The 25,048-nt window shown below is 72.4% G+C and carries 24 protein-coding genes; 20 read left to right on the top strand and 4 right to left on the bottom strand.

What is annotated here, in order from left to right:
• Nucleotides 1-4 precede the first annotated feature (4 nt).
• The gene (locus ACFYL6_RS18850; RefSeq protein WP_387172621.1) at nucleotides 5-496 is read right to left on the bottom strand and encodes a winged helix-turn-helix transcriptional regulator; all 492 of its coding nucleotides are present in this window, start codon (nucleotides 494-496) and stop codon (nucleotides 5-7) included.
• 123 nt (nucleotides 497-619) lie between these two features.
• On the opposite strand from ACFYL6_RS18850, the gene ACFYL6_RS18845 reads away from it, so the two are divergent.
• From ACFYL6_RS18845 to ACFYL6_RS18800, 10 genes are all read left to right on the top strand, one after another.
• Entirely contained in the window at nucleotides 620-952 is a 333-nt protein-coding gene (locus ACFYL6_RS18845; protein WP_387172619.1) for a nuclear transport factor 2 family protein, read from the top strand.
• Between the two features lie 91 nt (nucleotides 953-1,043).
• Nucleotides 1,044-1,586: a TetR/AcrR family transcriptional regulator gene (locus ACFYL6_RS18840; RefSeq protein WP_387172617.1), complete on the top strand. Its 543-nt coding sequence runs from the start codon at nucleotides 1,044-1,046 to the stop codon at nucleotides 1,584-1,586.
• An 89-nt stretch (nucleotides 1,587-1,675) separates the two neighbouring features.
• A complete protein-coding gene (locus ACFYL6_RS18835) occupies nucleotides 1,676-2,707 on the top strand; it encodes a medium chain dehydrogenase/reductase family protein (protein ID WP_387172615.1) in 1,032 nt (343 codons plus the stop codon).
• A 292-nt stretch (nucleotides 2,708-2,999) separates the two neighbouring features.
• Complete coding sequence (locus ACFYL6_RS18830; RefSeq protein WP_238661919.1) at nucleotides 3,000-3,173, top strand: hypothetical protein; 174 nt, start codon at nucleotides 3,000-3,002, stop codon at nucleotides 3,171-3,173.
• Nucleotides 3,170-4,174, top strand: a complete 1,005-nt coding sequence (locus ACFYL6_RS18825) for a glycosyltransferase family 4 protein (RefSeq protein WP_387172613.1) — start codon at nucleotides 3,170-3,172, stop codon at nucleotides 4,172-4,174. Before ACFYL6_RS18830 ends, ACFYL6_RS18825 begins: the two co-directional genes overlap by 4 nt.
• A gap of 116 nt (nucleotides 4,175-4,290) precedes the next feature.
• On the top strand, nucleotides 4,291-5,427 hold the full coding sequence (locus ACFYL6_RS18820; protein WP_387172687.1) for a glycosyltransferase: 1,137 nt from the start codon (nucleotides 4,291-4,293) through the stop codon (nucleotides 5,425-5,427).
• Nucleotides 5,424-6,476, top strand: a complete 1,053-nt coding sequence (locus ACFYL6_RS18815; protein WP_387172611.1) for a glycosyltransferase — start codon at nucleotides 5,424-5,426, stop codon at nucleotides 6,474-6,476. The genes ACFYL6_RS18820 and ACFYL6_RS18815 overlap by 4 nt, the downstream gene beginning before the upstream one ends.
• A complete protein-coding gene (locus ACFYL6_RS18810; protein WP_387172610.1) occupies nucleotides 6,473-7,963 on the top strand; it encodes a glycoside hydrolase family 130 protein in 1,491 nt (496 codons plus the stop codon). Before ACFYL6_RS18815 ends, ACFYL6_RS18810 begins: the two co-directional genes overlap by 4 nt.
• A gap of 29 nt (nucleotides 7,964-7,992) precedes the next feature.
• Nucleotides 7,993-9,210 carry a PP2C family protein-serine/threonine phosphatase gene (locus ACFYL6_RS18805; protein ID WP_387172608.1) on the top strand — a complete coding sequence of 406 codons (1,218 nt, stop codon included), beginning with the start codon at nucleotides 7,993-7,995 and terminating at the stop codon, nucleotides 9,208-9,210.
• 95 nt (nucleotides 9,211-9,305) lie between these two features.
• Nucleotides 9,306-10,373 (top strand): DUF2855 family protein, encoded by a 1,068-nt coding sequence (locus ACFYL6_RS18800; protein ID WP_387172606.1) that lies wholly within the window; start codon nucleotides 9,306-9,308, stop codon nucleotides 10,371-10,373.
• Nucleotides 10,374-10,379: 6 nt separating this feature from the next.
• On the opposite strand, the gene ACFYL6_RS18795 is transcribed toward ACFYL6_RS18800, so the two are convergent.
• On the bottom strand, nucleotides 10,380-11,180 hold the full coding sequence (locus ACFYL6_RS18795; protein WP_387172604.1) for a SigB/SigF/SigG family RNA polymerase sigma factor: 801 nt from the start codon (nucleotides 11,178-11,180) through the stop codon (nucleotides 10,380-10,382).
• 232 nt (nucleotides 11,181-11,412) lie between these two features.
• Nucleotides 11,413-11,598, bottom strand: coding sequence for a hypothetical protein (locus ACFYL6_RS18790; protein WP_387172602.1), 186 nt, complete (start codon nucleotides 11,596-11,598; stop codon nucleotides 11,413-11,415).
• A gap of 321 nt (nucleotides 11,599-11,919) precedes the next feature.
• Here ACFYL6_RS18790 and ACFYL6_RS18785 point away from each other — a divergent pair, with 321 nt between their 5' ends.
• The 3 genes from ACFYL6_RS18785 to ACFYL6_RS18775 are packed head-to-tail and all read left to right on the top strand — an operon-like array spanning nucleotide 11,920 to nucleotide 15,209.
• Nucleotides 11,920-13,806 (top strand): sigma-70 family RNA polymerase sigma factor, encoded by a 1,887-nt coding sequence (locus ACFYL6_RS18785; protein WP_387172600.1) that lies wholly within the window; start codon nucleotides 11,920-11,922, stop codon nucleotides 13,804-13,806.
• Between the two features lie 14 nt (nucleotides 13,807-13,820).
• Complete coding sequence (locus ACFYL6_RS18780) at nucleotides 13,821-14,486, top strand: DUF305 domain-containing protein (protein WP_387172598.1); 666 nt, start codon at nucleotides 13,821-13,823, stop codon at nucleotides 14,484-14,486.
• Nucleotides 14,487-14,510: 24 nt separating this feature from the next.
• Nucleotides 14,511-15,209 carry a hypothetical protein gene (locus ACFYL6_RS18775; RefSeq protein ID WP_387172596.1) on the top strand — a complete coding sequence of 233 codons (699 nt, stop codon included), beginning with the start codon at nucleotides 14,511-14,513 and terminating at the stop codon, nucleotides 15,207-15,209.
• A gap of 22 nt (nucleotides 15,210-15,231) precedes the next feature.
• Here the strand turns inward: ACFYL6_RS18775 and ACFYL6_RS18770 are convergent, their stop codons facing one another.
• Entirely contained in the window at nucleotides 15,232-15,792 is a 561-nt protein-coding gene (locus tag ACFYL6_RS18770; RefSeq protein ID WP_387172594.1) for a GNAT family N-acetyltransferase, read from the bottom strand.
• A gap of 81 nt (nucleotides 15,793-15,873) precedes the next feature.
• Between ACFYL6_RS18770 and ACFYL6_RS18765 the strand changes: the two genes are divergently transcribed.
• The 7 genes from ACFYL6_RS18765 to ACFYL6_RS18735 are packed head-to-tail and all read left to right on the top strand — an operon-like array spanning nucleotide 15,874 to nucleotide 24,945.
• The gene (locus ACFYL6_RS18765) at nucleotides 15,874-16,584 is read left to right on the top strand and encodes a siderophore-interacting protein (RefSeq protein WP_387172592.1); all 711 of its coding nucleotides are present in this window, start codon (nucleotides 15,874-15,876) and stop codon (nucleotides 16,582-16,584) included.
• Nucleotides 16,581-17,867 carry an MFS transporter gene (locus ACFYL6_RS18760; protein ID WP_387172590.1) on the top strand — a complete coding sequence of 429 codons (1,287 nt, stop codon included), beginning with the start codon at nucleotides 16,581-16,583 and terminating at the stop codon, nucleotides 17,865-17,867. The genes ACFYL6_RS18765 and ACFYL6_RS18760 overlap by 4 nt, the downstream gene beginning before the upstream one ends.
• The gene (locus ACFYL6_RS18755; protein WP_387172588.1) at nucleotides 17,864-19,363 is read left to right on the top strand and encodes an MFS transporter; all 1,500 of its coding nucleotides are present in this window, start codon (nucleotides 17,864-17,866) and stop codon (nucleotides 19,361-19,363) included. Before ACFYL6_RS18760 ends, ACFYL6_RS18755 begins: the two co-directional genes overlap by 4 nt.
• 50 nt (nucleotides 19,364-19,413) lie before the next feature.
• The gene (locus ACFYL6_RS18750) at nucleotides 19,414-20,583 is read left to right on the top strand and encodes an acetyl-CoA carboxylase biotin carboxylase subunit family protein (protein WP_387172685.1); all 1,170 of its coding nucleotides are present in this window, start codon (nucleotides 19,414-19,416) and stop codon (nucleotides 20,581-20,583) included.
• Nucleotides 20,580-22,208, top strand: a complete 1,629-nt coding sequence (locus tag ACFYL6_RS18745) for an IucA/IucC family protein (RefSeq protein ID WP_387172586.1) — start codon at nucleotides 20,580-20,582, stop codon at nucleotides 22,206-22,208. The genes ACFYL6_RS18750 and ACFYL6_RS18745 overlap by 4 nt, the downstream gene beginning before the upstream one ends.
• Nucleotides 22,205-23,803 carry an IucA/IucC family protein gene (locus ACFYL6_RS18740; RefSeq protein ID WP_387172584.1) on the top strand — a complete coding sequence of 533 codons (1,599 nt, stop codon included), beginning with the start codon at nucleotides 22,205-22,207 and terminating at the stop codon, nucleotides 23,801-23,803. The genes ACFYL6_RS18745 and ACFYL6_RS18740 overlap by 4 nt, the downstream gene beginning before the upstream one ends.
• Complete coding sequence (locus ACFYL6_RS18735; RefSeq protein ID WP_387172582.1) at nucleotides 23,800-24,945, top strand: alanine racemase; 1,146 nt, start codon at nucleotides 23,800-23,802, stop codon at nucleotides 24,943-24,945. The genes ACFYL6_RS18740 and ACFYL6_RS18735 overlap by 4 nt, the downstream gene beginning before the upstream one ends.
• Nucleotides 24,946-25,048: the final 103 nt, after the last annotated feature.

Below are 25,048 nucleotides of genomic sequence, written 5' to 3'. Positions count from 1 at the left end.
CCGGTCAGGGCCGCTGTGGGCTCGCCTGGGTCGGAATGTGCTCGTAGCGCTTGCGCATGGTCTCGCTGGCGGCCGGACCGGCAGCGAAGACGAAGTTGGCGTCGTCGAGCGGACGGCCGGTGTTGCGGTCCACAATCACCGGGTCGGCCTCCACGCCTGTGGTCTGGTCGACGAGGATCATGCTGCGCTCGCTCGGGTCGAGGCGTGAGTTGCCCCAGGCGGCGAGGGCGACGACGACGGGCCGCAGGCTGCGGCCGAGGTCGGTGAGGACGTACTCGTAGCGGTCCGGCCGGGTCTGGTATCGGCGACGTTCGAGCAACCCCTGACCGGTGAGGGCCTTGAGCCGGCTGGTCAGGATGCTGGACGAGACGCCCAGGTTGGCCTGGAACTGATCGAACCGGGTGTAGCCGTCGAAGGCGTCATGCAGGATCAGCAGCGTCCACCACTCGCCCACGTGGCCCAGCGCGCTGGACAGCGGGCATTCGCGGTCCTCCAAGCGGATCTTCCCGGCCACAACCGTGCCCTCTCCCGAGTGGGTGCTAGTGTCGAAGTTAGTAGGTGCTACTTCAGAAGTAACTATACGACGAGGCGCTCGGCCGCGACCGGAAAGGCTCCAACCATGACCGACACCGAGGCCGCACCGGCCATCATCCGCCGCTACTTCGAGCTGGCCGGCCAGCCCGACTCCGCCGACTACTTCGCCCTCTTCGCGGAGGACGCCGTGGTCGAGGACGAGTCGACCGAGTACCGGGGCATCGAGGCCATCCGCCAGTGGCGTCGGTCCGTGCCGCTGGTGTCGTACGAGATCACCGACGTCGAGGACGCCCCCGCCGGCACCGTCGTGACCGCGACGATCACCGGCGACTTCCCCGGCAGCCCGTTCGCCGGCCTCCGGTACCGCTTCGGCGACTACGACGACAACGCGATCCGGCTGCTGCGCATCGCACCGTGACCACCGGCGACGGCCCGGGCGGGCGGGCGCCGGCCCGGGCAGCTGAGCGGCGGGCTTGACGACGCTTGTTTGTGAGTGCACACTTACAAACATGCGATCCACCGCCGAGGCCCGCCGGGTCACCGTCCTGAACACCGCCGTGTCGGTGTTCGCGCGCGCCGGCTTCCACGCCACCCCGGTCACCGCCGTGGCCGCCGCCGCCGGCATCTCCGAGGCGTACGTCTTCCGGCTCTTCTCCGGAAAGCTCGGCCTGTTCGTGGCGGCGGCCGGAGCGTGTTTCGACCGGATCGCCGACGCGATCGAGGCGGGTGCGGAGCGCGCCGAGGGCGACAGCCCGGAGGAGATCCTCGACGCCATGGGCGGTGCCTACGCGGAGCTGATCGCCGATCGCGATCTGCTGCTCTTCCAAGTGCAGGCGCAGGCCGTCACGGACATCCCGGAGGTCGCCGAGGCGGTGCGGGCCGGCTACCGCCGGGTGGCGACCTTCGTGCAGAGCCGGGCCGGTGCCAGCGACGCGCAGGTGCAGCAGTTCTTCGCGTACGGCCAGCTGTGTCACCTGATCGTGACCGCCGGCTTGGAGCAGGTTCCGGAGCCCTGGGCTCGCGCCCTGACCGCCGGCATTCGCCACCCCTGACCGATCCCCGTTGCCGGGCCGCTTCGGCGGCCCACTTTTCGAGCCCGACAAGTGTGTGAGTGCACACTTACAAACAAGGGAGTATTCCGATGACCACCGACACGACGATCACCGAAGTGGTCCTGCCCGGCGTGGTGGAGCCCGACGGCCTCCTGCTGCACCGGCGCGCGATGCCCGTCCCCGCCCGGGGGCAGGCGCTCGTCCAGGTCGAGGCCACCGGCATCTCGTTCGCCGAGCAGCAGATGCGCCACGCTCTCTACCCCGGCCAGCCGAAGTTCCCGTTCGTGCCCGGCTACGACCTCGTCGGCACCGTCCGGGCGGTCGGTCCCGGCGGAGACGACGCGCTGGTCGGCACCCGGGTGGCGGCGGTCACGAAGACCGGCGCCTGGGCCACGTACGCGCTCGTCGACATCGACGTCCTGGCCCCCGTACCCGTGGGTCTGGACCCTGCCGCGGCCGAGACCGTCGTCGTGAACGGGGTGACCGCCTGGCAGATGCTGCGGGACGCCGACCTGACGGCCGGGCAGACCATCCTCGTGCACGGCGCGAACGGCGGCGTGGGGAGCGTGCTCGTCCAACTCGGCCGACACCTCGGCCTGCGGGTCATCGGCACCGCCGCGGCACGGCACCACGCCGGGCTGCGCGAACTCGGCGTCGAACCGCTCGACTACCGCGACCCGGAGATGGCCGCGCGGGTCCGCGAACTGTCGCCGGGTGGCGTCGACGCAGTCTTCGACCCGGTCGCCGGCCCGGGCGTACGCACCTCGTACGCCCTGCTCGCCCCCGGCGGCAAGCTGGTCGTCTACGGCAACGCCGCCGCCGTGGGCACCGGGCAGTCGGTCGTGTGGGTCTTCGCGAAGCTGCTGACCCGCCTCTACACCTGGAACGCGCTGCCCAACGGCCACCGGGCTGGTTTCTACAACTTCTGGGCCGGTCGGCTCACCCGGCGTGCCGCGTTCCGTCGTCGCCTGCGCACCGACCTCGGCGTCGTGCTCGACCTGCTGCGGCAGGGCATGATCGTGCCGCAGATCGCCGCCCGCTACCCCCTCAGCGAGGTCTCCGCGGCACTGGTGTTCGCCGAGAATCGCAGCCGGGCCGGCAAGGTGGTGCTGGAGCCCTGACCTCCGGCCCCGTCCAGGGCGCTGGTGCGGCGGGCCGCCGCGAGGGCGTACGGTGAACATGTCGCCCGGGGGACCCCGGTGGCCGCCAGACGCCGTCGCCACCAGCCCGCCAGGGGCGTTACCGCTCATCTTCTCCATCGCCGCGACGCACCGGTCGTGTCGGCTGATCGCTATTCGCGTCCCGACCGGCCGGCCATCGCATCGTCGGCGTCCGGCAGTCGGTTGCCCGACGCGCGCACGCAGGTCACCCTTCGTGCCAATTGTTCCGAACGCCTTAGTTAGGGAGTACCAGATGAGGATCGCCAGAGACCGGATCGTCACCGCACTTCGCGACCGGGGCCAGCAGGCCCGGGCCGACTGGGTCGAGCGCGAGCTGCCGGAGCGCGTGGACCCGGCCAAGCACTCTGGGCTGCTCGCCACCCTGAACCTCAACCCAGCTGATCTCGTCGACGCGTCCTCCCCTTGAGGATTGCGCTGCTCGGACCGATCGCCTGGCGTACACCCCCACACCACTACGGCCCGTGGGAGCAGGTGACCGGCCTGCTCGCCGAGGGGCTGGTCAGCCGCGGGGTCGATGTGACGCTGTTCGCGACACTGGATTCCGTGACATCCGCCCAACTCGACGGAGTCTGCCCACGGGGGTACGCGGACGACCCCGACCTGGACGGTCGGGTGTGGGAGGCGATGCACGTCTCGCACGCGATGGCCCGCTCGGCGCAGTTCGACCTGGTGCACAGTCACCTGGACTGGCTGCCCCTGGCGTTCGCGGAACACTGCCGCGCGCCGCTGCTGACCACAGTGCACGGCTTCTCCGGCGCGGGGATCCTGCCCGCCTATGGCCGAGCCCGCTCGTCGTACGTGTCGATCTCCGACGCCGACCGGGCGCCCGAGCTGGACTACGTGGCCACGGTGTACCACGGCGTCGACGTCGACGGACTGCCGTTCACCAACGAGGCCGGCCCGGGGCTGGCCGCCTTCGGCCGGATCCACCCGGACAAGGGCACCCACACCGCGATCGAGATCGCCCGCCGCGCCGGCCGACCCCTGACCATCTGCAGGATCGTGCAGGACGAGCGGTACTTCGCCGAAGAGGTCGCCCCGCACATCGACGGCGATCAGGTCGTCTTCCTCGGGTCGGTGGGTCCGCGGCGGCGTGCCGAGGTGCTGGGTGACAGCGCCGCACTGCTGCACCCGATCGCCTTCGACGAGCCGTTCGGGCTGTCGGTCGTGGAATCGATGGTCTGTGGCACTCCGGTCGTCGCCTACAAGCGGGGGTCCATGCCCGAGGTCGTCGACGAAGGGGTGACGGGTCTCCTCGTCTCCACCGTCGACCAGGCCGTCGAAGCGATCACCCGGGTCGCCGGCCTCGACCGGGCGCAGTGTCGGGCGCGGGCTCTGGAGCGCTTCGGCGCGGACCGGATGGTCACCGACTATCTGGCCGTCTACGACAAGCTCGTCCGCAACTGACTGAACCGCACCGCTCTCCGTTCCGCCGGTCACACACGCTGACCGGCGTACGCCGTTCCCGCGTGAGGCTCACCCCGTACTCCTGCGGTGGCCGACAACCGGAAGGCCCGACGTTCATGCTCAGCTACGGATTCCTCAGCACCCACCCACCGACCCGGTGCGGGCTGGCCACCTTGAACGCGGCCCTCGCCGCCCAGTTGACCGCCGACGGCACCCGCGGCGGCATCGTCCGGGTCACCGATCACGGCGACGACCAGCGGCCCGCACCCGGGGTGGTGCACACCTGGTCGGCGCGGAACCCGGCCGGTTGGCGGGAGGCGGCGGCCGCTCTGAACGCGTACGACGTGGCGATCGTCCAGCACGAGTACGGCATCTACCCCGGCACCGACGGCGAGGAGGTCCTGCCGTTGCTGCGGCGGCTCAGCGTGCCGAGCATCGTGGTCCTGCACACCGTGCTCAGCCAGCCCTCGGCCCGGCAGAAATCCCTGTTGGAGCAGATCGTGGCGACCGCCGGGGCGGTCGTCACGATGACCGACACCGCCCGCGACCGGCTGCTCGTCGGGTACGCCGTGCCAGCGGGCAAGGTGACGGTGATCCCGCACGGCGCGGCCGAGCTCGCCGGCGTACCCGTCGACAGGCGTACCCGCCCGCACCTGCTGACCTGGGGGCTGCTCGGGCCGGGCAAGGGCATCGAGTGGTCGTTGCGGGCCCTGGCGCGGTTGCAGGATCTGGAACCGACTCCCACCTACACGGTGGCGGGGCGGACCCACCCGAAGGTGATCGAGCACCACGGTGAGGCGTACCGGGCGGGGCTGCACCAGCTCGGTGCCCAGCTGGGCGTCGCGCACGCCGTCGACTACCAGGACGTCTACCACGACCAGGAGGCGCTGGGCCGCTTGATCCGCTCCGCCGACGTGGTCGTCCTGCCCTACGACTCCCGCGAACAGGTCACCTCCGGCGTACTCATCGAAGCGGTGGCCGCCGGGGTGCCCGTCGTGGCGACGGCGTTCCCGCACGCCGTCGAGCTGCTGACCGGTGGGCCCGGTCTGGTCGTACCCCACCAGAACCCGGCGGCACTGGCCAAGGCGATCCGGCGGGTCCTGATCGAACCGGGCCTGACCGCCCGGTTGGCCGGGCGGGTTCGTCCGCTGGCCGCGCACCTGCGGTGGCCCGCGGTGGCGGCGCGCTACGGCGCCCTCGCCGAAGAGCTCGTCGACGCCCGCTCGCCCGCCGCCAGCGCCGTGCCGGCGTGACGGCGACCACCGGACGCCCCCGGACGTCGACGGGTGGGCGCTGGGGGACGGCACCAGCGCCGAGCTTCGCGCACCTGGCTCGGCTCAGCGACGACACCGGTCTGTTCGAGCACGCACGGCACGCCATCGCCCGGCGTGAGCATGGCTACTGCACCGACGACGTGGCCCGTGGCCTGGTGGTCGTCAGCCGCGAGCCGGAGCCGAGCGAGGAGCTGCTCCGGCTGGCGGAGCGATACCTGGCGTTCCTGACCCACGCGCAGGACGCCGGCGGCGCGTTCCGCAACCGGCTCGGGCACGACCGCCGCTGGGTCGACGAACCAGGGCTCGGCGACTGGTGGGGTCGAGCTCTGTGGGGCCTGGGCACGGCCGTCGCCCGCAGCCCCGCCCCATGGGTACGAGAGGAGGCGCTTGTCGCCTTCAGCCGGGGTGCCACCCGGCGGGCCAAGGCCCCGCACACGATGGCCTTCGCCGGTCTGGGTGCGGTCGAGGTGCTCCGTCGCCACCCGGGCCACGTCGCCGCCGCGTCCCTGCTCGCTGACGCGGCCAGCACGATCGGCCCGCCGGCCTCCGATCCGGGCTGGCCGTGGCCACGGCAGGAGCTGACGTACGCCAACGCCGCCCTCGCCGAAGTGGTCATCGCCGCGAGCCAGCTTCGCGAGGGTGGCCCACCTCTCGACGACGGCCTGCGCATGTTGACCTGGCTGCGCGATGTCCAGCTCCGCGACGGGCGGCTTTCGGTCGTACCCGCCGGGGGTTGGCGGCGCGGCGCCGTACGACTGCGGCACGACCAGCAGCCGATCGAGGTCGCCGCCTTCGCCGATGCCTGCGCCACGGCGGCCGCGGTCACCGGGGACCCCGAGTGGGACAACGAGGTGCGGCAGGCTGTCGGGTGGTTCCTCGGCGACAACGACCTCGGCACGCCGATGTGGGATCCGGCGACCGGCGGCGGCTACGACGGGCTGACCGCGCACGGGCCCAACCTCAACCAGGGAGCCGAGTCCACCCTCGCGCTCATCTCCACCCTGCAGCACGCGCGGCGGTGGTCGTGACCCGGAGCCTGGCCGTCCGGCAGGACATCACCCTCACCCCGGATCCACGCCGCGTCATCGTCAAGCTCTTCGTTCCCGGTGAGGACGCCGCGGTGGTACGCACCCGCGCGCAGGCGCTCATCGACCGGGTCGCGCACCTCGACGACGAGGAAACCGCCCGGCTGCTGCGGGACACCCTGGACCGGTTCGGTGCCCGGCACCGCGACCTGGCCGGCACCTTCCACCACCACTACGACCTGGTCCGGCACCGCGCCGCGCGGGCCCGGGACCTCTCGCCGAACAGCCGGCTGCTGGTCGGCGCCTACTTCAGCCACGAGTACGCCGTCGAGGCCGCCGCCCTGTGCAACCCGTCGATGGTGGCCCACCCGGACCAGACCGACCTCGGCCCCGGGCAGCTGCGCGTCGCCGTCAGCCTGCGCCAGGTCGGCGAGGGTCACGTGTCCTCGATCGGTTTCGCCACCGCGATCGTCGGACCGGGGAAACAGCTCACGATCGCCGATCGGACCGGGCCGTTGGCCGTCGGGCAGCGGACGGGCGTACGGCACCGCCGGGACCTGCTCGTTGCCGGCCTGGCCGAGGAGGACTGCGACAACGAGGTCGCGGCCACGGTGCTTGACGCGTTGCCCGAGTGGTACGACGAGGCCGCCTTCGAGCGGGTGCTCGGCAACCTGCCACCCGATCTGCTCTCCCGCAGCACCGGGTTGGGGACCGTCGAACAACTGCGTCGTACCAACGCCGGTAGTTACGCCACTGCCTTCCCCGCGGACACGGTCCTGCACCAACGGGTGCTGTGGCCGGCCACCCCGGCGGAGAGCAACGGCATGGAGGACGCGCGGTTCGTCCGTTTCGTCGACGAGTCCGGGCCGGTGTACCGGGCCACCTACACCGCCTACGACGGCCGGAACATCGCCACCCGCGCACTGGCCAGCGACGACCTGCGCCGGTTCGAGATGACCCCGATGCGCGGGCCGGGTGCCCGGAACAAGGGGCTCGCGTTGTTTCCGCGTACCGTCGGCGGCCGGCACCTGGCGCTCTGCCGTGCCGACGGCGAGACCATCGGCCTGACCGCCCTGGACGGCGAGAACCGCTGGCAGACTCCGACCCCGTTGCACGCACCGGGCGAGAGCTGGGAGTTGATCCAGGTCGGCAACTGCGGATCACCGATCGAGACCGACGTCGGCTGGCTCGTGCTCACCCACGGTGTCGGGCCGATGCGGCGGTACGCGATCGGTGCGCTCCTGCTCGACCTGCACACACCGGAGCGGGTCGTCGCCCACCTGCCCGGTGCGCTTCTCGCACCCGACGAGAACGACCGGGACGGGTACGTACCGAACGTCGTCTATTCCTGCGGCGCGCTCGTGCACGACGGTGAGCTGTGGATGCCGTACGGGGCGAGTGACGCCCGAGTGGGATTCGCCACCGTGCCGCTGTCCGCGCTCCTCGGCGCGATGGTCGGGGCGGGCGGAGAATGCGCTGGGGCGGGGTAGCCTCACCGCTGGACAGGGGGAGGTGGAGCGTGGCCGACGTCGGCGAGGTGGTGCGTTGGTTGCAGCTCAACGCGCCCCGGGGTGGCCCGGACGAGGTGTCGCAGCTGGTCGCCCGTGCGGCGCCGGCGTTCGACGCCAGCGAGATCGTGATCTATCTGGCCGACTACACGCAGACCCTCCTCGTGCCGCTGCTCGGCGCGGGTCTCGACCGGGACCAGTTGCCGATCGAGACGACGCTCGCCGGCCGGGCCTTCACCACCCTCGACATCCAGCGCGCGCCCGACAACCCGGACCGGGTCTGGGTGCCCCTGCTGCTCGGCTGTGAGCGGATGGGCGTACTGGAGATCGTCTCGCCGGCCGCCGCCGACCAGACGATGGACGGTCCGGCCTGGGAGGTGGCGGTCAACATCGCCCAGATCCTGGTCAACCGCCGGCTCTACGGTGACGTGGTCGAGCGGATGCGGCGGCGGATGCCGATGCAGGTCGCGGCCGAGATCGTGTGGGGCCTGCTCCCGCCCCTGACCTTCGCCACCGACGACCTGGTGGTCACCGCGATCCTCGAACCGTGCTACGACGTCGGCGGCGACATCTTCGACTACGCGTTGAACGATGACGTGCTCAGCGTCGGGCTCTTCGACACCTGTGGGCACGGCATCAAGGCGAGCACCCTGGCCTCGCTGGTGGTCAGCGCGTACCGCAACGCCCGTCGGTGCGGCCTCGACCTGGTCGACACGGCGATCAGCATCGACCGGTGGGTGCGGTCCGAGCACCCGAACTTCTTCGCGACCGGCTTGCTGATCGAGTTGGACCGTCGGACCGGCCACCTCAGCATCATCAACGCGGGGCATCCCGGTGCGATGTTGCTGCGCGACGGCAAGGCCGTTCGGGAGCTGCCGGGGCCGACCATGTTGCCGCTCGGCCTGGGTCACCTGTCCCCGCACCGACCGCGGGTACACGAGGAGAATCTGCACCCCGGTGACCGCATTCTCGCCTACACCGACGGCATCACCGACGCCCGGAGCGCGGAGGGTGAGCAGTTCGGGCTGGACCGGCTCGTCGACTTCGTCAACCGCGCCCTCAACGACCGGTTGCCCAGCCCGGAGACGATGCGTCGTCTGGTCCGCGCGGTCGTCGGCTACCAGGACGACCAGCTCGAGGACGACGCGACGGCCCTGTTCGTGGAGTGGCGGCCACCGCACCTGCCGCTCGCGCACCTCCGCGACCTCGCCGCCGGCACCAACCCCTGACCGCGCCGCCGCGTCGCCGACCCGCGAACCCCGCAGTGGGATTTTGCACTCGCAGTGCACTTGTCTCCGATTGCGGGGCTGTCTAGCGTCACCTCATGGCTGACTCATGGACCTTCGCCGTGGCGCGTGACGACCTCGCGCAGACCACGCTCGTCGATGGCTCCACCCCCGCCGTGGCCGAGGGCGAGGCGCTGTTGCGCGTGGATCGCGTCGGTCTCACCGCCAACAACGTGACGTACGCGGTGCTCGGCGACTCGATGCGCTACTGGCAGTTCTTTCCGCCGGCGGCGCAGGGGCTCGGGCCGCAGTGGGGCCTCCCGCCGCTCTGGGGCTTCGCCGAGGTGGTCGCCTCGGCGGTGACCGGGGTCGAGGTGGGGCAACGGATCTACGGTTACCTCCCGCCCGCCGGTCACCTGGTGGTGCGGCCGGACCGGGTGGACGCGTCCGGGTTCCGGGAGGCGAGCCCGCACCGGGCCGAGCTGCCGTCGCCGTACAACGCGTACCGGTCGACCAGCGGCGACCCGGCGTACCAGCGCGACCAGGAGGATCTGCTGATCCTGTTCCGGCCGCTGTTCTTCACCTCGTTCATGCTGGCCGACCAGGTCGTCGACAACGACTTCTACGGTGCCGAGACGCTGCTGGTGTCATCGGCATCGAGCAAGACCGCGTACGCCGCCGCGTTCGAGCTGCACCGGCGCGGGCCGCGCCTGGTCGGTCTCACCTCACCCGGCAACCTGGCGTTCACCCGGTCGCTCGGCTGCTACGACGAGGTCGTGTCGTACGACGACATCGACGCCCTCGACGTGGTCCCGACCGTCTACCTCGACCTGTCCGGCGCGCCCTCGACCCGTGCCGCCCTGCGTCGGCGCCTCGGGGACCGGCTCGTCCGGGACATCGCGGTCGGGCTCACCAACCAGACGCCGAACGCCGACGCCGCCGAGGAGGTGTTCTTCGCGCCGGTGCAGATGCGCAAGCGCAGCCACGACTGGGGCCGCGACGGGCTCGACCAACGGTTCACCGAGGCCTGGCAACGCTTCGCCGCCGTGGTGAGCGGGTGGCTGGACGTCCGGGTGGGTGCCGGGCCGGCGGCGCTGCAACACGCGTGGCTCGACGTCCTCGCCGGTCGTACGCCGCCACGGGTGGGCCACGTCATCCAACTCTGAACGGGCTCAGGCGGCGATGTCCTCGCTGAGCTGGAGGCGCAACGCGGCCAGCGAGCGGGTGATCAGCCGGGACACGTGCATCTGCGAGACGCCGATCCGGTCGGCGATCTGGGCCTGGGTCAGGTTGCCGTGGAAGCGCAGGCTCAGGATCTGCCGTTCGCGTGCCGGCAGCGTGGCGAGGGCCGGGCCGAGGGCGACGCGGATCTCGACGAGGTCGAACGCCCGGTCGTCGTCGCCGAGGGTGTCCCCGAGCTCCCGGCTGCCGTCGGCCCCGGTCGGGGTGGACAGCGACGTGGCCCGGTAGGCGCGCGCCCCCTCCAGCCCTTCCAGGACAGTCTCCTCGGTCACGTCGAGGTGGGACGCGATGTCGGCGACGGTAGGCGAGCGGCCGAGGGTCTGGGTCAGGGCGCTGTTCGCGGCGCTGATCGACAGGCGCAGCTCCTGGAGGCGGCGGGGCACGCGTACCGCCCAGGTGCGGTCCCGGAAGTACCGCTTGATCTCGCCGATGATGGTGGGAATGGCGTACCCGCTGAAGTCGACACCTCGGTCGTGGTCGAAGTTGTCCACGGCCTTGATGAGCCCGACGAAGGCGGTCTGGGCCAGGTCGTCGTCGGGTGCACCGCGTCCGCCGTAGCGGCGTGCCAGGTGCCGGGCGAGCGGCAGCCACGCCTCGATGGCGCGGTCCCGCACGGCCGGGCGGCGGGGGTCGTCCGCCGGGGTAGCCGCCAGCGCGGCGAGGAGGTCATCCGGGCTCTGGTCGCTTGTGCGCTGATCGATGCTGGTCGCGTTGTCGACGATGGTGGCCATGTGGGTGGTCCTTCCCGCAGGCCCGTCGATCGAGTCGACCGGAAGGGTCTCCGAACCGGCTACCGCCGGGGCGCACGTACGGGCGAAGGTGCGCTGTCGCAAGGCCACGAGCACGGGCCTCGCCACCGCGTCATGTCGTTCACTTGATGACCCGGACACTACCCGAAAGACCGACTAATTTCTAGCCGAAAGTATGAGACCAGGCGTTCGGCGAACGGTCAGCGCGCTGGGATCAGCCGCGCTGGTCCGAGGCGTCGACAGCGCTCGGGGCCGGCTGGGCCGGCTGCACCGCGAACGGGTGGCGCAGTTGCCGCATGGCCTCCTCGCTGCTGTCGAAGGTCACCGCGGGCCCGTCGAGCCCGTCGCCGTTCGAGGTGGCGAGGAACAGGGCAGGTCGACCGTTGTCGTTCGATGTCATGCAGGGATCCTGTCTCTACGAGAGGGGTGCGTCTGGGGCCTCGGCAACGTCGGCCGTGCGACCTGGTGACGCTTCGGCGCACACGCTCGCGCCCGAATGCTGGTGTCCTGTGCACGGGCGAGCACCCGGCGACACCGACACCCCGCACCATACCCGGCGCCGCCACCTCGTATGCGCCGCCGACGGACCCGCGTCGCTTGTGGCGAACCGGCCGCCCGGGAATTCTGTAATCCCACCCGCTGCCGCGAGTCTCCGATCGTGAGGGCGGTCAGCGCACCCAGCGTGGGCGCCGCGCGGATGAGCACACGAGGAGTGAGACCCATGTCGTCAGCCGGTCGAGCACTGCCCGATGTCGGGTTGGTCGTCGCGGCCAGGCAGGGCGACCAGCGCGCTCTCGACGACGTCGTCGCGGCCTCACTCCCGCTGGTTTACAACATCGTCGGGCGCGCGCTGCGTGGGCACGCCGACGTCGACGACGTGGTCCAGGAGACGTTGGTACGGGTGATCCGGTACCTGCCCGCGCTCAACGACCCGGCAGCATACCGTTCCTGGCTGGTGGCCATCACCATCCGCCAGGTGCGTGACTGGGAGACGCGCCGCCGCGTCGCGCTCAACCGCGACGCCGGGCTCGACGTGATCCACAACGTGCCCGACCCCGCCTCTGACTTCGCGGGAATGACGATTCTCCGGCTCGGCCTCACCGACCAACGACGTGAGGTCGCCGAGGCCACCCGCTGGCTCGACCCGGACGACCAGGAACTGCTCTCGCTGTGGTGGTTGGAGGAGACCGGCGAGATCACCCGGAACGAGGTCGCCGACGCGCTCGGGTTGTCACCCGGGCACGTCGCGGTGCGGATCCACCGGATGAAGGAGCAGATCCAGAGCGCCCGCGGCGTCGTACGCGCGCTCCGCGCCCGCCCCGGCTGCCCGGACCTGGGCGCCGTGACCGCCGAGTGGGACGGCACGCCCAGCTCGCTGTGGCGCAAGCGACTGGCTCGGCACGTCCGCGACTGCGCGTTCTGTGGACGGCTGGGAACGACGCTGCTGCCGATCGACCGGCTGCTCGCCGGTATGCCGTTGCTGCCGCTGCCGGCGGGTCTCGGCGCCCACCTGCCGAGCGCGACCGCCCCCGCGGCCGCCGCGCAGGCCGTCGCGCCGCCGAGCCCGACGGTCGGACACTCCACCGGGCCGACCCCACCCGGTGGGGTGTCCAGCGATGCGGGCGGCGGCCAGCGCGTCGTCGACCTCGTGGTGAACCGGCCCCGCGGCCTCGTGCCGTCCCTCGCCGCCGGTGTGGCCGCCGCCGTCCTGGCCATCACCATGGCTGTGGTGATCCTGCCGGACGAGCCGTCCGCACCCTCGTGGGCGGCGCCGCCGCCGTCTGCTGCGCCCACCGCCGTCGCCGCCCCGAGCGTCGCGCCCTCGCCGAGCGCACGGCCCTCCTCGAAGGCTCCGGTCGCGCCGGCGGTCAGCTCCACCCGCAAGGGCGTCGGGGTGTGGAACTTCGCCGGGGCGAGTCAGGCGTTGGCGAACTCCAAGGCCAGCTGGTACTACACCTGGGGCACCCAGCACCCGGGGATCAGCACGCCGCGCGGTGCGACGTTCGTGCCGATGATCCGCAGCGCGGAGAACGTCACCGCCGCGGAGCTGTCCCGGGCCAAGGCCGCCGGGCCGTACCTGCTCACCTTCAACGAGCCGGACCTGCCCGAGCAGGCGAACATGACCGTCGAGCAGGCGCTGGACCTGTGGCCGCAGCTGATGGCGACGGGCAGCCGGCTGGGCAGCCCCGCGGTCGCCTGGGGCGGGCCGGACCCGCAGGGTTGGCTGGACCGGTTCATGACCGGCGCCCAGGCCCGTGGCCACCGGGTGGACTTCATCACGCTGCACTGGTTCGGCGCCGACTTCACCACCGCCACCGCGGTGACCCAGCTCCGGCAGTACCTACAGGCCGTCTACCAGCGGTACCGCAAGCCGATCTGGCTGACCGAGTTCGCGCTTATGCGCTTCGGCGCGGGCGGTGCGCAGTTTCCCAGTCAGGAGCAGCAGGCGGCCTTCCTCACGGCGGCCACCGCCATGCTCGGCCAGCTTCCCTACCTGCAGCGCTACGCCTGGTTCGGGCTACCCGCCACGGAGAAGGACCGGTCCGGGTTGTTCAGCGACGGAACCCAGGCGACAGTGGTCGGGCGCGCGTTCCAGGCCGCCCGTTGAGCAGCGGCGAACGGGTGGACGAGCAGATCGCGGAGCGTCCGGGGCCTCGCGTCCGGGCCGGGCGGCTGGTCGGCGTGGTCGCGACCCTGGGCGCCACGACGTTGGCCGTCGCTCTCAGCCAGGGGTGGGGCTGCACCGAGCAGGCACCCGTGCCGTCGTCGGCCGCCGCCTCGTCAGCCGCTGCGGCGCCGACCGCGCCGGTGGTGCTCAACGGCACCGACGACGCCTTCATCCAACTGTTGATCCCGATGAACGAGGGCGCGCTCGCGCTGATCGACCAGCTCGACACCCGACGGGCGGACGCGGATCCGTCGCTGCGGGCACTCCTCGGCGAGCTCCGGAAGACTCATGAGGCGGAGTTGCGGGACCTGCGTGGGCTGTTGGCGGCGGGCAACGTGCCGGAGCTGAACATCCACGAGGGGCATCAGATGCCCGGCATGGTCACCGATGCCCGCCTCGCCGAGCTGCGTGCCGCGTCCGACGCCGAGGTGCCGTCTCAGGCGGCTGCCCTGATCCGGGCACACCTCGCACAGACCGTGGTGCTGTGCCGGGGTGAGCAGGATGCCGGGGGAAGCCCGGAGCTGAAGGCGCTCGCCGGTCGGATCCAGCAGGCGCGGGCCGCCGAGCTGAGCGCGCTGGACAACCGGCCCGGGGCGTCCACCGCCGCACCGGGCGGCTGACCGTGCGGCCCAGGAAATCGGCCGATGCGGATGTCTGACCTGCACGTCGACCTCCGTACGCCGTCCCGGGCGTCCCGCCCCGCCCGCCGTGCCGTCCCGTCGGACGCCGTCCGTCCGGCCCGGCGTGCGACGCACCGACCCCCGAGCGCATCGCCGCCCGACGCGGTCGCCTCGGCGTCGGTGGCGGGTTGGCGCGGTGGCCACCGTCGCGCCGCCGGCCGCGCCGCGGTCGTCGCCTCGGTTCTGACTGTCGGTCTCGGGTGGCTGCTCGCGATCCTCGTCGCGCCGCACGTCACCCTCTCGCCGGGTGCGCGGATGGTTGCCCTCTTCTGCCACCTGACCTGCCTCGTGGTGGGCTTCGGCGCGGTGCTGACGGTGGACTGGTTCAGCCTTCGCTGGCTGCTGCGCCGGGAGCCGCTCGGCACGGTGCTGACCGCCGCACGCGGCGCGCACCTGCTCATCTGGCTGGGCCTGGTGGGCCTGCTCGCCAGTGGGGCCGCCCTCGGGCCGGACACGTCGTCCGGGCTGGTCTGGGTCAAGTTGCTCGCCGTGCTGGTGGTCGGCGTCAACGGGCTGTTCCTCGGCCGCGTCCGGGATCGACTCGTGGCCGTGCGAGGCCGGCTGCCCTGGTCCGTCCTGCTGCCCGGCGTCGCCGCCGCCACGATCTCGCAACTCGCCTGGTGGACCGCCACCCTCGTCGGCTTCTGGAACGCCAACAGCTGAGGGTCGCCGGCCGCGCCGGTGGTCAGGCCGGCGTCGGGTGCCTCTCCGCGAACCGGGCGCGGGTCAGGAACGCGAGTTGGGCCCGCTTGTCCGGCATGTCGATCTCCGAGTCGAAGGTGAAGCCCTCGATCTCCAGTCGGCGTAGGGCGAGGTGGTTGCGGACGTCCGGCTCGACCACGATCCGCTGCGCGGTCGGGTCGCGGAACAGGAAGCGGGCGACGGCCGGGCCGGCCGCGTTGGTAAGGCTGCGGGCGAGGCGTCGGTCGGGGCTGAGCAGCAGGTGCATCCCCACGTCACCGGGCTGGACGGGGTAGCGCTCGCCGACCGGGTCCGCCTCGGGCTGATAGCTCTGGAAGAGGCCGACCGGCTCCCCGTCGACCATGATCAGGTACGCGTGGTGCGTGGGCAGACTGTCCACAAAGGCGTAGATCTCGCGTACCTCGTCGAGGGTGTGCGAACCCATGCCCCAGAAGGAGTTGCGGGGGAGGGTCACCCAACCGTGCAGGAGGGCGGCGTCCCGGTCCGGGTCCACGGTCACCAACGACAGCTCGCCGAGACCGTCGATCTTCTCCTGGTACGTCATCGGGCGCTGTCCTCTGTTCCATCCGGGGCGCAACTTAGGTTAACCTCCCCTAACCAAGGATGACCTTACCTGGAGGGGTGCGTGAAACGGAACTGGGAGGCCCTGGTCCTCAAGGCCATGGGAGGTCGGGACTTTCGGTTGACCGTCCTGAGCACCGAGTCAATCGACGGGCACTACCAGCGGCTCCTCCTGGACGGGGGCGGACTGCTGGAGACATGCGGGGTGCACCCCACCATGTGGATCCGGCTGTGGTTCGACAACGACGGCCGAGCCCACCAGCGCGCGTACACGCTGGTGGACCCGGACCCGAGCACCGGCCGTTTCACCCTCGAATTCGCCATCCACGACGGCTGTGCGGCCCGCTGGGCCACCACGGCCAAGGTCGGCGACACCATCAGCGCGACCATGCAGGGCAGCGCGTTCGAACTGCCCGACCCCGCGCCCGAGCACCTCTACCTGGTCGGCGACGCGGCCTCCCTGCCCGCGGTGAACAGCCTGCTCGACGCCGGTGCCGACATCCCGGCGACGGTCTGGCTGGAGTACGCCCACGAGGGCGAGAAGGCGCTCGCGCTGCGGGCCCGGGCGCACCACGACGTCACCTGGGTGCCACGACGCGACGAGGGTCAACATCTCGTCGACACGGTCTGCGCCGCCCTGCCGACCAGCGGCACGGGCCACTACTGGGTGGCCTGCGAGGCGGCCACCACCCGGGGCATCACCCGACACCTCCGCAAGACGCTTGGCGTCGACAAGGACCGGTTGACCTCCCTCGGCTACTGGAAAGCGGCATGAAGGGGCGGCTCGGCACCCTGACCGCGCTGTACGTCACCCAGTACCTCGGCGTCGGCTTCATCACCGTCGGGCTCACCGCCATCCTGCGGGACGGCGGCACCTCGCTGGACACGCTGGCGCTGTTGCAGATCGTCGGCCTGATCTGGCCCATCAAGTTCCTCTGGGCGCCGATCCTCGACCGGTACGGCTCACGGCACCGCGGCCACTACCGCTCCTGGCTGCTCGTGCTCCAGACCGCCCTGGTGCTCGCCCTGCTGGCGCTGCTGCCGTTCTCCAACCCGGCCGACGCGCTCGGCCCGATCATCGCGATCTGCGCCGCGTACGTGTTCTTCTCGGCCACCCAGGACATCGCCGTGGACGCCGTCGCGGTCCGGATGCTCGCCGAGTCGGCCCGGGGGACCGGCAACGGCATCCAGGTCGCCGCGAGCTACCTCGGCAACCTGCTCGGTGGTGGAGCCTGCGTCCTGGTCTACGACCAGTTCGGCTGGGCGCCGGCGATCGGCCTGCTGGCCGCGATGACGGCGGTCGGCCTGCTGGTGGTGTGGCGGTTCCGGGAGCCTCCCCGTACCGATCGGGTGGAGCGGGTCGGCGCGGCCTACCGGGCGCTGCTGTCAGTGTTCGGCCAGCCGGGCTGCCGGTGGTGGACGTTCGGTGTGGTGCCGCTGGTCTACGTCGGCGCGGGCATGGCGTACGCCCTGGTCACCCCGGCTCTGGTCGACGCCGGGTGGTCGTTGGGCCGGATCGGCGTCGTCACCGGCGTGGTGACCAGCGCCCCGGCCATCGTGGCGGGTCTGGTCGCGGGGCTCGGGATCGGGCGGTTCGGGCGCGGGGGCGTGCTCGTGGTCGGCGGCGTGGCGCTCACCGTGTCGACGTTGTTGCTGTTGCCGCTGATGAACGGCCGCGCGCCGCTGGGCGGAACGGTCGCCGCGCTCTGCTGCTTCATGGTGGCGTACACCATCGCCAACGTCGTGCTCTACACGGTCAACATGGACTACTCGCGGCCCGACACCGGTGGCACCGACTTCACCGTCCTGTCGTCGTTCGGCCTGGTCTGCTCGTTCGTGGCGGCGTCCATCGGTCTCGCGGCGGCCGACCGGGTCGGTTACCCGGCGGTCGCGGTCGCGGCCATCGTGCTGGTGGCCGCCGGCGTCGCCCTCGGCCTCGCGCACCAGCGGCGGTTCCCACACCGGCCCGGCCCCACCACCGACCCGGCGGCCGAGCAGTCGACCGTCGGCCCGGCGGCCGAGCAGCCCGCAGTGGACGGCGCCAAGGCGGTGGCGTGACCACCGTCCAGCCGGCCACCGACACCGCGACACCGGCACGACTGCCACAGCGATGGCTCATCCTGGCCGTGCTGTGCGTCGCGCAACTGGTCGTGGTGCTGGACAACACCGTGTTGACCGTGGCGGTGCCGGTGCTCACCACCGAGTTGGGTGCCAGCACCGCCGAGGTGCAGTGGATGATCAACGCGTACGCGTTGGTGTTGTCCGGGTTGCTGCTGACCGCCGGTAGCGCCGCCGACCGGTACGGCCGCCGCCAGATGCTGCTCGCCGGGCTCGTCCTGTTCGGGGTCGGTTCGCTGGCCGCCGGTCTCGCCAGCACCAGCGGGCAGTTGATCGCCGCGCGGGCCGGGATGGGTGTCGGTGGCGCGCTGCTGGTCACCGCGACGCTCGCGGTGGCGATGCAGGTCTTCGATGCCGCCGAGCGATCCCGGGCGATCGGCATCTGGGCCGCCACCAGCGCGTTGGGCTTCGCCATCGGGCCACCGATCGGCGGCACGATCCTCGCGCACCTGCCGTGGGGCGCGATCTTCCTGATGAACGTGCCGATCGTGCTGGTCTGCCTGCTCGTCGGACGCGCGCTGGTGCCCGAGTCCCGTGGACCGGCCGGCGGCCGACTCGACGTGCTCGGCGCCGTGCTCTCCACCGCCGGCCTGACCGCGGTGGTCTGGGCGATCATCTCCGGCCCGGAGCGCGGGTGGGCGTCGACCGAGGTGATCGGCGCCGCGGTCGTCGGCGTACTCCTGCTCGGGATCTTCGTGCGGTGGGAGCGACGGACCGCGCACCCGATGCTGGACATGGGCTTCTTTCGGGACCGGCGCTTCGTCGGTGCGATCTCCGGGGTCGTGCTGATCACGTTCGGCGCCACCGGAGCGTTGTTCCTGCTCACCCAGCACCTCCAGTTCGTCCGTGGGTACCCCGCCTGGGAGGCCGGCCTGCGGATGGCGCCCTTCGCGCTGTCCATCGTGCTGCTCAACGTCAGTGGTGTCGTCGCGAGCGTGATCCGCCGGCTCGGCCTGGCGGTCGCCATCGCCGTCGGTATGACGCTGCTCGCGGCTGGTCTCGCGCTGGTCACCCTCTTTCCGTCCGACGGGTACGGGGTGCTGCTCGTCGGGCTGCTCGTCATGGGTGTCGGTTGCGCGCTGGCCAACCCGGCCATCGTCGAGGCCGTGATGAGCGCGATTCCGGCGACCAAGGCCGGCGCGGGCGCGGGGGTCGACGGCACCATGACCGAGGTCGGCAGCAGCCTCGGCATCGCGGTGCTGGGCGCCGTGCTGAACGCCCGGTTCGCGGCGCTACTGCCGGCGGCCCTGGCCGGTGCCGGATCGTTTCCGGCGGCTCTCGCCGCCGCCCGCGAAGGGGCCGAACGGCAGGCCGTGACGGTCGCCTTCGCCTCGGCGCTGGAGACGGGGCAGCTGGTGGGCGCGGCTGCGGTGCTGGTCGGCGGCCTGGTGGCCGCCGGGTTGCTACACCGGGCAGACCGCACCAAATCCGCCTAATAAGGGTAGGCTACCCTAATAGTGACATCGTGGTAGTCGACGGAGGCGGTATGCGGCTCTACCTGACCGCGCTCAACCCCACCGACGCCGTCCTGGACGGGTTCCTCCCGGCGGCGGCGTCGCTCGGGCTGTCGGCCACCGTGCTGACCGACCGGCCGGGCGAATGGCCGGCGGGCGTGCGGGTGGCGCGTTGCGCGGTCCGCGACGCGGCCGCGGTGGTCGCGGCGGCGGCACCGACCCGACCGGTGGCGCTACTGTCCAACAGCGACCATCTCCAGGAGGCCACCGCGATCGCCGCCCGAAAGCTCGGCCTGCCCGGCAAGGACCCGGACGCCGCCCGTCTCTGCAAGGACAAGGCCGCGGCCCGCCGGGCGGTCGCCGCTGCGGGCCTCGATCTGGTACGCACCGTCACCGTCGACCCCGGCGCCGCGCCGGACGTGCCGACCGCGATGTTCCCGGCGGTGGTCAAACCCCGCGAGGGGGTGGCCAGTGAGGACGCGTACCTGGTGGCCGACCACGCCGAGCTGGCCGTCCGGGTGGCCGAGATCCGTGGCCGCCGTCCGGACGTGGCCCTGGTGGTCGAGGAGTACCTCGACGGCGAACTGCGGACCTTCGAGACCCTCGGCGACGGCACCGAGCTGGCCTCCCTCGGCGGGTGGCGCACCGGCCTCGGCCCGCCACCGACCTTCACCGAGGAGAGCCTCGCCTGGTCGCCCCCGACGGAGCAGGCGCGTACCCAGCTGCGGGCGCGGCTCGACGCGCTCGGGGTCGGCTTCGGCGCCTGCCACACCGAGTACGTCGTCTCCGACGGCCGGGTCCGGCTCATCGAGGTGAACTACCGCCTCATCGGCGACCGGATGGACCTGATCCTCGCCGACCTGCTCGGTGTGCCGTTGTTCGAGTACGTCATCCGGCTGCACCTCGGCGAGCCGCTGGCCGCCCTCGGCCTGCCCCACACCGTCGACCGCTACGCCCAGGTCGAGTACGTCTGCGCGGACCGGTCCGGCCGTCTCGTCGCCGCACCGGGCCCGCTCGACACCGTCGACGGCGACGTCCGGCTGGGCTGCCGTCCGCTGCGCGAGGTGGGCCGCACCGCCGAGCACACCGGCACGAACCGCGACTACCTCGCCGTGCTGCACGGGATCGGCCCCGACGAGCGCACCGTCGGGCAGTCGCTGGCCGCCCTCCGCGGCGACCTCCAGTGGACCATCGTCGAGTGAGCGACGACTGCGAGCGGGAGGTCTTCGCCCGGGTGCTCGACGCCCTGCTCCGCGAGGACCACCTCGGTCTGCGCAGCGCCGGCCGAGCGGACGGGCCCGACTGGTGGCAGGTGCCGCACCCTGCTGGCCTGCTGCGCATTCCGGTCCGCGCCGACGGGTTCCAGCAGGCCCTGCGCAGCGCCGCGCCGGTGGTGCTGCTGGTGGTCGGCGACGGCGACCCGCAGCGTACGGAGACGCTGGACGGCCTGTTGACACTGCTCGCCCCGCGGGACAACGCCGAGGCCGAGGCCGGCTGGCGGGACTTCGGCGTCGAGTGCCGCGCCGACCTGCGGGCCCGACGGCTCGCCGCCCGCAACCGGGCTCGGGTGCTCACCGAGGTGGCCGCCGAACGCGCGCTCACCCCGACCGGCCTGCCGGCGGCGCTCCTGGACGACGTGCTCGCCGCCCACCACGGCCACCCCGTCTACCCCACCGACAGGTGCCGGCACGGTCTCCGCGACGACGAACTGCTCCGGTACGCCCCGGAGCACGCCCCACGCTTCGCGCTGCGCTGGTACGCCGTACCCGCCGAGGACGTCCGGCTCGCGGGTGACCTCCCCTCGTGGTGGCCGCCCGCGCCGCGACCGCACCAACTGCTGCTGCCGGCGCATCCGATCACCGTGGCCCGCGACGCGCTCCCGGTGGCCGACCTGCCGGTGACCCCGGTACGACCCACCCTCTCCATGCGGACGGTGGCGCTCGAGGACGACCCGTACCTGCACCTCAAACTGCCGCTGCCGACCGCGAGCCTCGGCGCGCGCAACCGACGCACGCTGCAACCGGGCTCGCTCGCCGACGGCGCGGCCGTCGCCGCACTGCTCGACCGGATCGCCACCGCCGAACCCCGCTTCGCCGGTCGGATCCGGCACGCCGACGAGAGCACCTGGGCGCACGTCGACGGAGACGAGCGGCGCGGTTTCCTGCTGCGCCGGTTTCCGCGCGACCTGGCCGGCGTCCAGGTGGTGCCGGTCGCGGCTCTCGCCGCCGCCGACCCGGTGGCGGGCACGGTCCTCGAACGGGTCAGCCCGCAGCGGCCCGTCGCGTTGCTGGAGTCCTACCTGGACCTGCTGCTCGACTGGCACGTCTTCCTCTGGCTACGCCACGGGATCGCCCTGGAGGCGCACCCGCAGAACATCCACCTGCTGGTGCACCCGGACGGCACTGTCGGCCTGCTCTACAAGGACAACGACGGCGCCCGGCTCGACGCGCGGCACGACCGCCCGAGCGGCATTGCCCTGCACGACGACCGGATGTGGGTACGTGACCCGCAGGAGTTGGCCGACGTGTTCATCACCATCACCCTGCACCTGGCCGCCGCCGCGCCCCTGATCGCCCTGGCCGCCCGAGGTCTGCCCGTGCCGACGCCGGCCGAGGCGCTGGTGCCCCGGCTCGCCGCCGCCCGGGACCGGTGGGGCGACGGGCCGGCGGTGCGGACCTTCACCGAACGGGTCCTGCACGCCACCCAGTTGCCCATCAAGGCGATGCTCACCGCCGGCACCCTGCTGCCCAAACAACGGCTGGGCTGCGCCGACATCAACAAGTACTACCTGCGTACCGGCCCGAACTACCTCCGGGAGACACGATGACGAGCGCGCAGTTGCGCTCCCGGCCGGCCACCGACACCGGTCAGCGCGCCGACCTGGCCGCCGCCCACGCCGTCTTCGGCTGCCTGCTGCGCGAGCTGGCCCCGCCGGACGGCACCCCGACAGTGGTCGACGGTGCGGTACGACTGCTGCTGCGGCACCTCGACGTCACGCTGCGCTGCGAGGTCGCGCGAGTCTCGCCGCTCGGCGCGCACCGCTACACCGGCCCGGTCCAACGCAGCACCGGCGGCGGACGGTGGGCAGACCTGGACGCGGACGGGTTGGCCGCCCTGGTCTCGGCGGAGCTCAGCACAGGTACCGGCCTGACGAACGACGAGTTCGTCGAGCAGGTCCGGGCCAGCCGCGACACAGTGGCCCGGTTGCTGGCCGACCGGCCGGCCGAGGATCCGACCCCCACCGGTGAGCCCGCCATCGACGCGTACGTCGACTCCGAGCAGTCGCTTGTCTTCGGCCACCCGCACCACCCCACCCCGAAGTGGCGCAGCGGTGACCCGGACAGCTGGCGGGCGTACGCGCCGGAGCTGCGCACCGCGTTCCGGCTGCACTGGCTGGCCGTACCGGACGACCTCACCGCCGACGCCGGACCATTCGACCCGCTGGTGGCCGCCCTCGACCCACCACGGCCCCCGCGCGGGCACCGCGTCCTGCCGGTGCACCCCTGGCAGCTGTCGCTGATCCCGCCCACCCACCCACGGCTGCGCCACCTGGGGGCGGCCGGTGTGCCGGTACGACCCACGGCGAGCGTCCGCACCCTCTACGCCCCCGAGGCCGACCTGTTCGTGAAGACCAGCCTGCACGTGCGGATCACCAACTGCCTGCGCAAGAACGCCCGCTACGAACTCACCGGCGCGGTGGCGCTTACCGACCTGCTGGCCGGGGTGCCGTTGCCGGACGGGGTGGGGCTGCTCGCCGAGCCCGCCTACCGCACGGTCGACCTTCCCGGCCCGGACGAGGCCTACGGGACGATCCTGCGCGGCGGTCTGCGCCCGCACCTGCGTCCCGGCGACACCCCGGTGCTGGCGGCGGCGCTGGCCGCGACGCCGCTGGGGACACCGGATCCGGTGGCCTGGTGGCGCGCGTACGTCGGCCTGCTGGTGCCGGCGGTGCTGCGCGGCTGGCTCAGCCACGGCGTCGTGCACGAGGCGCACCTGCAGAACGTGGTCGTCGTGCTCGACCGGGACCGCCGCCCGGTACGCATGCTGCTGCGCGACCTGGAGGGGGTGAAGCTGGACGCCGAGCGGTGGGGCACCTGGCCGGACGGCGTCCCGGCGCAGGTCCGCTACGGTCCCCGGGCCGCCCACCGCCGGATCGTCTACTGCCTGTTCGTCAACCACCTCGGTGGGATCAGCGGGGCCCTCGCCGACGCGCGGCCGGGCATCGAACGACTCCTGTGGCAGGAGCTGCGCGCCGTCGTCGAGGCGGTGTCCGCCGACCTCGGTGAGCCGGCCGAGCTGCGCGCCCTGCTGTCCGGGGAGCCGCTGCTGGCCAAGGCGAACCTGCTGGTCCGGTGGCGGCGCGACGCCGACCGGGCCGCACCGTTCGTGCCGGTGCCGAACCCGATGGGTGGGCCACGGTGACCCGACCGGTCTACGTCCACGACCTCGACGCGCTGGCCGGGCAGGCCCGGGCCATCCGGGCGGCGCTGCCCCGGCCGGTCGAGCTGCTCTACGCGGTCAAGGCCAACCCGGATCCCGGTGTGCTGCGCACCCTCGCCCCGATCGTCGACGGGTTCGAGGCCGCCAGCCGGGGCGAGCTGCGGAGACTGGCCGAGGTGCTGCCGGGACGGGCGCCGGCCGCGTACGCCGGGCCGGGCAAGACCGACGTGGACCTCGCCGCCGCTCTCGCCGCCGGGGTGCACCGCATCCACGTCGAGTCGCCCGCCGAGCTGGCGCGACTCGGCGCGCTGGCCACCGCCGCCGGCCGGTCGGCCCAGGTGTTGCTGCGGGTGAACCTGCCGGTCGACGCGCCGGGCGCGAGCCTGGTCATGGGCGGTGGACCCAGCCCGTTCGGCATGGACCCGGCCGACGCCATCGCGTGCGCCCGCCGCCCGCCCGCCGGCATCGACGTACGCGGAATCCACGCGCACCTGGCCAGCGGGCTGGACGCACCGCTCGCCGCGACGGTCGCCGCCGCCGTGGTCGAATGGGCGACGGCCGAGGTGGACGCCGCCGAGGTCGACGTCGGCGGCGGCATGACCGTCGACTACACCGACCCGGCCGCGCGGTTCGACTGGGAGTGCTACGGCCGGGCCCTGACGGACGTCCTGGACCGGCACCCGGGAGTGCGGTTGCGCATCGAGCCGGGCCGGTCGGTCACCGCCCACTGTGGGGCGTACCTCACCGAGGTCATCGACGTGAAGCGCTCCTACGGTGAGTGGTTCGTGGTGGTGGCCGGCGGGACGCACCACCTGCGGACCCCGGCGGCGAAGGGGCACGCGCAGCCATTCACCGTGCACCCGCGACAAGGTGCCGGCGGCCCCCACACCGACGGCGGGCCGGTCACAGTGGTCGGGCAACTCTGCACGCCGAAGGACGTGCTGTCCCGGTCGGCCAGCGCGGGGCCGATCGGCGTGGGTGACGTGCTGGCCTTCGCCATGGCGGGCGCGTACGCCTGGAACATCAGTCACCGGGACTTCCTGCTGCACGAGCCTCCGCTTTTTCGGACCGGTGACCTGCAAGAAGTGGCCGCCGAGTGGGCGGCCCGGCCGCTCGGGGCGTGAGCGCGAGAGGCGCGATCGGCTCGGTGTGTTATCGATAACATGCTATCTTTCAGCCGGGAGTGAAGGGCACGCTCCCGGTCACCTGAGCCGGTCGGCGAAGACG

The sequence above is a fragment of the Micromonospora sp. NPDC007208 genome (assembly GCF_042869175.1).
In the GTDB taxonomy this organism is placed as follows: domain Bacteria; phylum Actinomycetota; class Actinomycetes; order Mycobacteriales; family Micromonosporaceae; genus Micromonospora; species Micromonospora foliorum.
Note: the sequence above shows the minus strand (reverse complement) of the source record. Positions and strands in the feature narration are given on the sequence as shown.

What these genes read in the sequence shown, in the direction of transcription:
- ACFYL6_RS18750 (WP_387172685.1), top strand. Translation starts at nt 19,414, where the DNA reads ATGCGGCTCTACCTGACCGCGCTCAACCCCACCGACGCCGTCCTGGAC.
- ACFYL6_RS18790 (WP_387172602.1), bottom strand. Translation starts at nt 11,598, where the DNA reads ATGACATCGAACGACAACGGTCGACCTGCCCTGTTCCTCGCCACCTCG.
- ACFYL6_RS18785 (WP_387172600.1), top strand. Translation starts at nt 11,920, where the DNA reads ATGTCGTCAGCCGGTCGAGCACTGCCCGATGTCGGGTTGGTCGTCGCG.
- ACFYL6_RS18770 (WP_387172594.1), bottom strand. Translation starts at nt 15,792, where the DNA reads ATGACGTACCAGGAGAAGATCGACGGTCTCGGCGAGCTGTCGTTGGTG.
- ACFYL6_RS18800 (WP_387172606.1), top strand. Translation starts at nt 9,306, where the DNA reads ATGGCTGACTCATGGACCTTCGCCGTGGCGCGTGACGACCTCGCGCAG.
- ACFYL6_RS18775 (WP_387172596.1), top strand. Translation starts at nt 14,511, where the DNA reads ATGCGGATGTCTGACCTGCACGTCGACCTCCGTACGCCGTCCCGGGCG.
- ACFYL6_RS18845 (WP_387172619.1), top strand. Translation starts at nt 620, where the DNA reads ATGACCGACACCGAGGCCGCACCGGCCATCATCCGCCGCTACTTCGAG.
- ACFYL6_RS18830 (WP_238661919.1), top strand. Translation starts at nt 3,000, where the DNA reads ATGAGGATCGCCAGAGACCGGATCGTCACCGCACTTCGCGACCGGGGC.
- ACFYL6_RS18820 (WP_387172687.1), top strand. Translation starts at nt 4,291, where the DNA reads ATGCTCAGCTACGGATTCCTCAGCACCCACCCACCGACCCGGTGCGGG.
- ACFYL6_RS18840 (WP_387172617.1), top strand. Translation starts at nt 1,044, where the DNA reads ATGCGATCCACCGCCGAGGCCCGCCGGGTCACCGTCCTGAACACCGCC.
- ACFYL6_RS18740 (WP_387172584.1), top strand. Translation starts at nt 22,205, where the DNA reads ATGACGAGCGCGCAGTTGCGCTCCCGGCCGGCCACCGACACCGGTCAG.
- ACFYL6_RS18760 (WP_387172590.1), top strand. Translation starts at nt 16,581, where the DNA reads ATGAAGGGGCGGCTCGGCACCCTGACCGCGCTGTACGTCACCCAGTAC.
- ACFYL6_RS18795 (WP_387172604.1), bottom strand. Translation starts at nt 11,180, where the DNA reads ATGGCCACCATCGTCGACAACGCGACCAGCATCGATCAGCGCACAAGC.
- ACFYL6_RS18835 (WP_387172615.1), top strand. Translation starts at nt 1,676, where the DNA reads ATGACCACCGACACGACGATCACCGAAGTGGTCCTGCCCGGCGTGGTG.